This is a genomic window from Candidatus Hydrogenedentota bacterium, assembly GCA_019695095.1.
Lineage (GTDB): Bacteria > Hydrogenedentota > Hydrogenedentia > Hydrogenedentales > SLHB01 > JAIBAQ01.
Map to the genome: position 1 here is coordinate 61116 of JAIBAQ010000012.1, position 9035 is coordinate 70150.

Below are 9035 nucleotides of genomic sequence, written 5' to 3' on the forward strand. Positions count from 1 at the left end.
ATCCTGCCCTTTGTTGAAGGGCAAGGCGTGGCCAATGCGCCAAGTGCGTCTTGGCAGTCGGGCAGACGTACGCGTTCAGACTTCGAGTTACGGAGTATTGGGTAATGGTGATTTGGAAGGCCCCATCTCATTCATTTCGAACGCTGTCCACGCGACCTTCGTGCCTGCCTTCCTGCTGCATGTAACAATGCGAATTGTGCTGTATGAGCCCGTATCGAACTCGCCTGAATAATCAAGGAAACCGAATTCCTTCGAGGGTCTCACTAGAATGAATGCTGGCGACAGATTCTGTTGAGACTCCTTGCTGGAATCTACACCCCATACTGCAACCATTGCGGTCCAATCTGAAAGATTGAGTGCCTTAACGGATAGACGGTAGTGAGTATGAGGCTTCAGATTCTCAATCGTCTGCCCGAACTGCTTGTATATGGAATCTGCAACATCCGATTCACGCCAAGTTTGAACCGCCACATAGCCAGGAGCCGGAGTATTTCCTTTGTAGCGCTCGATTAAGGAGGGCATATTTTGCAGCGTATATCCCACTGCGTGAGTCCAATGAATAGGAAGTCGCTGTCCGTCTGGCCAATTCCCCAATCGCCCATTACGAACAAGTGATTCGCTCTGCTCTGGCACACGTGCCAGAGTGAATTTATCCCACACGACCTCGACCGGGAACTGCGAATCCGCACACAGCGTCACTATACGAATTGTGTCAGACTCTCCAGAGTCGAAGTCTGCCCAATAGTCGACAAGGTCATCAGATTTGCCTACGGTGATTAAAAATGAATTTATGCGCTCGACCTTCTGGTTTGCGGAATCCACAACAGACCAAACAGCCACCCTTACAACACGACCGGACGGATTCTTTGATTTCAATGTTAGTCGGTAGCGGGTATTCTTGGCTAAACCGCTCAGCGTCACGCCAAACTGGCGAAACACCGATTCCGCGCCGTCATTCTTGTGCCACGTTTGCTTGACTGCTCTCCAATTGTCGTATGTACGTCCCTCGTACGGCACAATTGTGCTGGCCTTGTCTTGCCGTGGGTCTTTGGATCCATAAGACCAGTCCTCCGGCAGCTCTTTATTACGTAGCCAATTCGAGAAATCTCCGTTTGGAATGAGGTTCGACTCGGAGTACGTTTTGAGTGTGGAAACCTCCAAAGCAGTCTCGTTCACTTGCCCGGATTCCGCGACTACTTTCACGGGTTCGGCGGCGGGCGTAGGCAAGGATTCTGTAGCGGCCTTTTTATCCGTTTGAGCACCAGCATATATGCCAATAAACACCGTCAAGGACACAATGCGCAGAAAGGTTTGATTTCTCATAATCAGCGGACTCCTGGCACGCATCGGAAGATTAATCAACATTTCTCCATGTCTGGAATGCTCAGAGTACGGAGAGTAGACCGCAATCTCTCCACGTCTACAGATATCCCAAGGCTTCGACTTGTTGTTCAAGTTCGCTCTGGCTGCGAGAGTTCTCGGACTTTCCCAAGTAAGAGTCGGGGATAAAGCGTAAAGTCGATAGACTCGCTCCGATGTCTTTGGCTCCCTGCTCGATCGTCACCGTAAAAAAGCCATCACTGATCTCATACTCTCCGATCGTCACGAGATCGCGGCTTTCTTGAATTCTCGTACTAACAACCAATTTGGGCGCACTATCGGTCTGAGCTGTTACCTTCAATGCAGAACCTCTCTGAAACGGTCGCAATTCCATTTCTACTCGATAGAAACCGTTGGGAACATCGTACTTCATAGTGATGGGTGGGCAGTCTTCCGTTTCCGGAGTAGAAGTCAGATTCAAGTAGTTGCACGTCCACTTACTGTCGTCAACACGGTTTTCACTTACAAAAGCTTGAGGGGGTGAGGCAAATGCCGGGGAAACGGGTAGCGAGAATGGACGAGGCGTAGTTCTGGGCAGGGAGACATACTGATACCACTTGGGAAAAAGCTCGCTGCGCACGTATTTGAGATACGCAGCAACTTCATCTGGGAATTCCGAGGCAACATCCTTGCGATTTTCAAGATTGTCGGGAAGCTGCCAAAGGTGAGATGTGTCGGTTTCGGGGAGGTACTCCAGACGGTATTTCTTGCTTCGAATTGTTATCCAAGTAAGCTTGTCGTCACTGCGGTCAGGAAAGCTAGCTACCACATATCGGCGAGAATCGCTAGAGGGGTTCTCGTGCATCAGAGGGACAAGACTCTGCCCGTCTGTAATCGTATTTGTTTCCAATGAAAGCAGTTCTATTAACGTCGGGACAATGTCGACATTTTCGACCAGCTTCGCTACCCGCTTTCCAGCAGGAATTCCAGGACCTCGCATGACCAGTGGCACGTGGAACAACTGGTCAACCGTAAGCGAAGGCGGGTGGTCAAGTGTATAACCATCTTCGCCAACGCATTCGCCGTGGTCAGCACCAATGACAAGAATTGTGTTCTCATAAATGCCGAGAGACTTCAGCTTCTCAACCAGAATACCGATCTGGTAGTCCGCCCAAAGAAACCTCCCATCGTAAAGTCCCATGAGATACGACCGGTGCTTAGCGCTAAAGGGCTTTGACGGGTCCGGATTTGCGGCATACTGCCGGTCCACCCACTGGTCGTAACCTTGTTTAAGGTAGTGCGGAGCATGGGTATCCATCGTATGCAGATACAGAAAGAACGGCTCAGACATTGAAGTTTCCAGCCACCTGAATGTCTCGCTATTGATGTCATCGAACTCAGCATAAGCCAGTCCATCCCTCGGACGAACTAAGTTCAATATGTCGAAGTCCTCGTATATCCTGGAGCCCCGAACGAACCAAGGGTGAGCCGAAAAAGCTACAGCCTTGTAACCGTTTTCGCGCACAATTCCCGGTAACAACTTCTCATCGCTTGGCGGCGTTCTGTAGAGCTTGTGCCAAGACCCTGTCGAAAGACACCGGACGGGAAAATAGCGTCCGGTCATATACGAAGGGACTGAATGAGATGTCCCATTGGCCTGAGAATAGCACTGTTCAAAAACGGTACCTTCTGCGGCCAGTTGCTTGATGTTAGGCGTAGTCTCCCTCTCGTATCCGTAGACGCTCATATTCTGAGCTCGTCCGGCGTCCAGCAAAATCCAAATCACATTTAGTCTTGATTTGGGCTTGGCGTGAGCAGCCTCCACATCAGGAGTTGGTTCAGGCTTTGGGACTGGAAGCGAAGCTGTGGAGACATTCGGTTCAGCCACACCAGGACTGTCCATCACAGATGAATTGTCTGAGATTGGATGATTGGAGTCTCTATCGCAGCCACTAAATACAGCGAGAAAAGCGATGCTCAGGCACGCGAGAAACGAAATCTTGTGGCTCTGAAAAGCACTGCTCAATGCGGTCTGCTCTCCGATGGGTTTGGGCAAAACGCCAGATTGAAAGCTAGAAAGAACACTTGAGGTCGCTGAGACGTCTCTCGGGCCAGGTATCTCAATGCTCACGCACTTACCTCCTTATTCAATGGGGCCCTCGCTCAACTGGCAGGAGTGCACACATGAACCAATGTAAAACGTGACTCTGAGATTTGAAGAGGAATAATTGCATTTCTGGCAGTTGCCAGACCAGTAATCCGAAGGGCAACACATAGTCTGATAGCAGCGGGGCTGCGTAGGTTCGTGCAACTCACCAAGTTATCGAGGGAGTCATAGGAAACTAAATCGTAGTTCCTTCTCACGTTCGCAGGCGCAATACCGCAATCGCATTTCCGTATATGCATCTGTCAATTCTTCGTTAGGCCCCCTCACATATGTTAGAATACATGCGGTTGCCCTGCTCCCGATCTTGTCCAGGGACGGCGCATTTCACGACACGGAGTGTTCATGGTCTTTCTCGATTATCTGTGGGTCGCCTTCGACTCTCTCAGACAGAACAAGGTCCGCGCCTTCTTGACGATGGTAGGCGTGACGATTGGCGTTCTGTCGGTGATTTTGCTTGTGGCCCTTGGTGAGGGCGCGCAGACTTATGTGGCGAAGGAATTCGCCAACATGGGCACAAATCTCCTGATCATCACGCCCGGCAAACAGGAAACCTCCGGTATGATGCCGCTCGTCGCGGGGAGCTTTCGACGGCTCACCTACGAAAACGCCAAAGAAATCAAACGGCGCGGAAAAGGTATCAAAGAAGTCTCGCCAGAAGTCGTCGGCGCCGGGGCCGTGAAGTACCAAAACCGTGAACGCAATACCATGGTGTTTGCGATTACGCCCGCCATGCAGCCAATTCGCGACGTCCATGTTTCCACGGGCCGTTTCCTGGATGAGAAAGATCTTGAGAAGAACAACAAGGTCTGCGTGCTCGGCTCTCAGTTGAAGCACGAGTTATTCGGCGACAAGAACGCCCTCAATGAGCGCGTATCCATCAATCGTAGCAAGCACCTCGTGATAGGCGTTATGGAGAGCAAGGGCGTGACGCTGGGTATCAACGCCGACGATCTCGTTATCGTTCCTTTGTTGAGCGGGCAACAGATGTTCTACGGCGGCGAGGACGAGCTTTTTCAGATTGTGGTTCAAGCCTCCAGTCCGGAAGATACCGCGACGGCGGCGAAGTCCATCCGTGACATTCTCTATTACGCGCACGACTACACGGAAGATTTCACAATCACCGATCAGACCACCATGTTGGCAACCTTGGACAAGATATTCCTGGCCCTTAAGATCATGCTCTCCGGTATCGCTTCTATCTCGTTACTGGTCGGTGGTATCGGCATCATGAACATCATGCTCGTTTCCGTGCGTGAACGGACGCGAGAGGTCGGAATCCGCAAGGCCGTTGGCGCGACACGCCGCGATATCGGTCTGCAGTTCGCCATTGAGGCCATCACCTTGAGTTGTTTCGGAGGGCTTGTGGGCGTAATTTTCGCATTCACGGGCACCTTTGTGATGCGCTTAATTTACCCGGCTTTCCCGGTCTATTGTTCGACGTGGTCGATCCTCGTCGCGTTCGTGTTCAGCGCGACGGTCGGCGTGTTCTTCGGCGCCTATCCCGCGCTAAAAGCCGCCAGCACCGATCCCGTCGAAGCGTTGCGGTACGAGTAAGCACGGCATTCAGCCCATAACAGCGATGCTTTCCCGCAGAGGAACGGCCTATGCCCAGAACCGATCGGCAGTTCGTGGACGACCTGACGAGACGCCTCAGCGCTTTGCGTCCTGACACGCCTCCGCGTTGGGGCCGAATGACTGCTCCACAAATGCTGGCCCACTGCACGCATGCCGTTCGGTACTCTCTTGGCAAAGAAGGCGTATCGCCCCGCGAATGGAATCCCTTCCTTCAAGCCATTGCGAGGCCCGTGGTCCTGAGCGGCCTGTTGTCTATGCCCAGGAACGCGAAAGCGCCTCGAATCTTCGAACCCGGCGAAGGTGTTGCCGATGCCACCGCGCTTTCAATCGAACTCAACGAGTTCGTTGATCGATGCGGGCAACCCGGCTTTGCCCCTCCGCCGCATCCCTACTTTGGAGACCTGGGCGCAAGCGGCTGGTCTCGTCTGCATGCCCTTCACATGGATCATCACGCGCGGCAATTTGGAGTATGAACTTCGTGAGTAGAGGGCGCTCTTGATCATGCACGCATTCGACCACGACTACGTAAACGACGTTGTCCGCCGCGTAGAGAAGATAAAGCCATTGGCCCGGCCAGCGTGGGGCGTTATGACACCGCCCGAGATGATCGGCCACCTGGTCGAAGTCCTGCGTTACTCAATGGGCCGCGGCCAGGAATACGAGGACATCGGGAATTGGTTCACGAAGGTCGTTTTGCGCCGTCTGCTCCGGTGGGGACTTCTCCGCATCCCCAAGAACATCAAGGCGCCTCGCGCGCCCGGTATGCCCGCCACTCCCGCACCCAGCGATGCCGAAACGCTCCATGCTGTACTTGAGGAATACCTCGGGCTTGTACAAGCCGGAGAGCTATCACCGGTCCGCCATCCTGTTCTCGGCGACCTCGATGTTGACGAATGGGCGCGCCTTCATGTTGTTCACATAGAGCACCATTTGCGTCAGTTTGGCGTGTAGACAACGTGACGGGCGAATTGCAGCGACTTACCCTCGTTTGCGGAATTGCTTCGGCGTGACGCTCCAATAGCGCTTGAACGCGACCAGAAACGCGAACTCGTCTTGATAGCCGACGAGTTCCGCGACGACGCGCTGAGGGGCGTCGTGTGTGATCAACCACTCTTGCGCGCGTTCCATGCGCAAACTCGTGACGAGTTTCATCGGCGACATCCGGAATTGCTGGCGAACGAGGCGGTGGAGATAAGAGCTGGACACGTCGATTGCCTTTGCCATTTCTTCAACGGTCCATCTTCGCGCAAGATCCGAGCTTATGAGTGAGTGGAGGTATTCGAGCCGGTCGCCGGTCTCGGTTTGGGCAAACCCGATGCTCGCCGCGAGTTCACGTCGAATATACAGCGCTATGAGTCGAACGTAGGCCGCGCTGATTTCGCGATGACTGTCCGACCGTCCGCGCGACTCGCGCAACAACTCCTCAGTGGCTTTCCGAAGGGGCTCGCTTAAAACCGTCTTGCGCACCGTTAGCTCCCGTTTCGCGAGTCCGCCCCACGACTCGTCGGTTAGGAGGTGCCACCACATGAACCGCCACGTAGCGCTCTTGGGCCGGTAGCCAAAGGGCTTTTGTGCCGGCGCAATGAGCAACTCTCCGGGCTGCACCGTCGTCGTGTGGGCGGTGTCATAAACCTCTCCCGTTCCATTCATCGGATAGACCAAGAGATGGTAGCGCGGCTCGAATCGTTCTAGCAGATACCCTCTGTGACACTCCGTGATTCCCGCCTCGGCGATTGAACGGGCGTCGCGCACATCTTTCGCCAGCGACCGCCACGGGAAGAAGTGCTCTTTGCACTTCGGCGACCATCGAAGCACGTCACCTATTTCGCGCTTGATTGATTGTTTCGGCATCGGCTGCCTGCTTATTCACCCCTTGCGAACGGGTCTTACTCACCCCCGGGTCACTGTGCGTGACCTTGCATAAGCCGCGTGTGATTTGCGGCCGAAGTATAGCTTCACAAAGGTATCGGATAGTTGCACCCATTGCAAGAATTGCGCATTGGACATACGATTCGATCAAGGGGACGTACCACGAGTACGCAGGTACATGGCCATGGCAGCGTCGGCGCGAATTGGAGGCTGATTAGGTTTGGTACAAAACGCGGACGGACCACTGCGTCTGCCGCAAGGAGATACACGATCATGTCGAGAAAGAATGGCTTCACGCTGATAGAACTTCTTGTTGTCATCGCCATCATAGGCATTCTGGCTGCGATTCTGCTCCCGGCCTTGGCGCGCGCGCGCGAGGCCGCCCGTCGCGCAAGCTGCCAAAACAACCTCAAGCAAATGGGTATCGTTTTCAAGATGTATTCCGGCGAATCGAAAGGGGAGAAGTACCCCACGCTGCACGTGCTCACGGAGACGAATAACATTGCCGGGGACTGCACGTCGATCACTTCTGACTTCTTCCCTCAAGGAAGCCAGATCTTTCCGGAATACCTGACCGACGCGCACGTGTTGGTGTGTCCTTCCGATAGCGACGGCGCGGGGGCATTCGAGAAGGACGGATGGTTCCAACTGGGGGATCCGGAACTACCTCTGAATCCTTGCAGGTTCGGAACGCTTTCCTACACGTATCTCAGTTGGGTGCTGCGGGTGAAAGACCTGGTCAATCCAGGCGTTGATCCCAACGATGCCAACATCGACCTGACGACAGTCCTTAGTTATGTCGACACGGCTTTCGTTGACGAATTGTCGGGCCTTCTAGAGGACTTGGGCGAAGCCGAGACTCCTGGCGACGCAATTTCCATTATCGACCAGGACATCGAATGGGGTGCGAAGAAGGGCATGCGAGTTCGCGAAGGCATCGAGCGTTTCTTCATCAGCGATATCAACAATGCCGCTGCGTCCTCTCAGGCACAGAGCGAAATCGAGATCATGTTTGACGGTCTGGAAATTACAGCGACTCAATTCAATCATATCCCCGGCGGAGCGAACGTACTCTTCATGGACGGCCACGTTAGCTTCGTCAAGTATCCGGGCGAAGGTGTCGCGTCGCGCGCGTTCGCGGCCATCGTGACCGCGCTCGGATAAGCACAGGGGTAAACTGTCCACGCACAACGCACAAGTTCGGCTCGTTGGGGATCAATGTGACGATCTTCGGCGGGCCGGGCTTGTTTTAGGCAGTATGAGCGCTTGAGAAACGAGCGCTGGTCTACTGGTCGTACCGCTTCGTTCCGCTGCGGACTGCCTCGCGATTAGCCAACTCTATGGCGCGTCGCGCCTGATACTTCTTCTCGCGTTCTTGGTCTGTCGCGCACAATTGAGCCGGATCGTCGTAGGGATGAGGGCGCTGAGCCAGACGTTCTCCGCCTGTTCGGATGATGGCGAGCGCTTCCTGGTAGGCGCCCGGACTTCTGTCGCTCAGACCCGCCAAACACGGACTGAGATCCGGACGAGCGAAACTGATCTGCGGCCCAAGCGCCTTTGCCCAATCCAGATAGTCCACGAACTTGATGCCCGTCAATTCGGTGAGCCGTGCCACTTCGCCCGCGCTCAACGGGCTACGTCCTCCCGGATTATCCGGATATGCGCTGCCGTAGCTTGGGTAATAAGGCGCATTGAGGTCCAACCACGTCACGATACGGTCGAAGCTCTCCGCATCAAGGTGATAGTTTTCTTGGATGCGCTTCACAAGTTTGCTGGCATGGGAGCCCCACGAGAATGCGGACTGCACTTGAGCCGGTCCTGCGCCGACAACATGGATGAGTCCCTTGCGCAACAGTTCATTGTAAGAGGCATTGAACACGAGATCGGGATCTCCTGCCAGAATTAGTTTGTCCGCGGCGGATTTCCCATAGTCGTGGCACTCGATGCAGTACTTGTCGAATACCGGCTGCACCTCGCGCTCATAGCTGAAAAACCGCGGCGCTCCGTACCAACCGTCGAGCTTGCTCGGGGGGCGCTGCAAAGCCAGAGCACGGGCAGGTCCATTGATTGGCGGCGCGGAATTTCGGTTCTCATGACACCCCAC

General features: G+C 54.4%; 8 protein-coding genes. 4 read left to right on the plus strand and 4 right to left on the minus strand.

Features of this window, described 5'->3' with window-relative positions:
* Nucleotides 1-87: 87 nt before the first annotated feature.
* Nucleotides 88-1323 (minus strand): hypothetical protein, encoded by a 1236-nt coding sequence (locus K1Y02_03870; GenBank protein MBX7255479.1) that lies wholly within the window; start codon nucleotides 1321-1323, stop codon nucleotides 88-90.
* Between the two features lie 97 nt (nucleotides 1324-1420).
* Nucleotides 1421-3451 carry a sulfatase gene (locus K1Y02_03875; protein ID MBX7255480.1) on the minus strand — a complete coding sequence of 677 codons (2031 nt, stop codon included), beginning with the start codon at nucleotides 3449-3451 and terminating at the stop codon, nucleotides 1421-1423.
* A 378-nt stretch (nucleotides 3452-3829) separates the two neighbouring features.
* Between K1Y02_03875 and K1Y02_03880 the strand changes: the two genes are divergently transcribed.
* From K1Y02_03880 to K1Y02_03890, 3 genes are read left to right on the plus strand one after another with little or no spacing between them, the layout of a single operon-like run.
* Nucleotides 3830-5041 (plus strand): ABC transporter permease, encoded by a 1212-nt coding sequence (locus K1Y02_03880; GenBank protein MBX7255481.1) that lies wholly within the window; start codon nucleotides 3830-3832, stop codon nucleotides 5039-5041.
* Nucleotides 5042-5091: 50 nt separating this feature from the next.
* Nucleotides 5092-5535 carry a DUF1569 domain-containing protein gene (locus tag K1Y02_03885; GenBank protein ID MBX7255482.1) on the plus strand — a complete coding sequence of 148 codons (444 nt, stop codon included), beginning with the start codon at nucleotides 5092-5094 and terminating at the stop codon, nucleotides 5533-5535.
* A 28-nt stretch (nucleotides 5536-5563) separates the two neighbouring features.
* Nucleotides 5564-6013 (plus strand): DUF1569 domain-containing protein, encoded by a 450-nt coding sequence (locus K1Y02_03890; protein MBX7255483.1) that lies wholly within the window; start codon nucleotides 5564-5566, stop codon nucleotides 6011-6013.
* A 27-nt stretch (nucleotides 6014-6040) separates the two neighbouring features.
* Here the strand turns inward: K1Y02_03890 and K1Y02_03895 are convergent, their stop codons facing one another.
* Entirely contained in the window at nucleotides 6041-6913 is an 873-nt protein-coding gene (locus K1Y02_03895; protein MBX7255484.1) for a helix-turn-helix transcriptional regulator, read from the minus strand.
* A gap of 291 nt (nucleotides 6914-7204) precedes the next feature.
* Between K1Y02_03895 and K1Y02_03900 the strand changes: the two genes are divergently transcribed.
* Entirely contained in the window at nucleotides 7205-8095 is an 891-nt protein-coding gene (locus K1Y02_03900; protein MBX7255485.1) for a DUF1559 domain-containing protein, read from the plus strand.
* 121 nt (nucleotides 8096-8216) lie between these two features.
* Here the strand turns inward: K1Y02_03900 and K1Y02_03905 are convergent.
* Nucleotides 8217-9035: hypothetical protein (locus K1Y02_03905; GenBank protein MBX7255486.1), on the minus strand; the 819-nt coding region annotated here is incomplete at its 5' end.

What these genes read in the sequence shown, in the direction of transcription:
- K1Y02_03870 (MBX7255479.1), bottom strand. Translation starts at nt 1,323, where the DNA reads ATGAGAAATCAAACCTTTCTGCGCATTGTGTCCTTGACGGTGTTTATT.
- K1Y02_03880 (MBX7255481.1), top strand. Translation starts at nt 3,830, where the DNA reads ATGGTCTTTCTCGATTATCTGTGGGTCGCCTTCGACTCTCTCAGACAG.
- K1Y02_03885 (MBX7255482.1), top strand. Translation starts at nt 5,092, where the DNA reads ATGCCCAGAACCGATCGGCAGTTCGTGGACGACCTGACGAGACGCCTC.
- K1Y02_03890 (MBX7255483.1), top strand. Translation starts at nt 5,564, where the DNA reads ATGCACGCATTCGACCACGACTACGTAAACGACGTTGTCCGCCGCGTA.
- K1Y02_03895 (MBX7255484.1), bottom strand. Translation starts at nt 6,913, where the DNA reads ATGCCGAAACAATCAATCAAGCGCGAAATAGGTGACGTGCTTCGATGG.
- K1Y02_03900 (MBX7255485.1), top strand. Translation starts at nt 7,205, where the DNA reads ATGTCGAGAAAGAATGGCTTCACGCTGATAGAACTTCTTGTTGTCATC.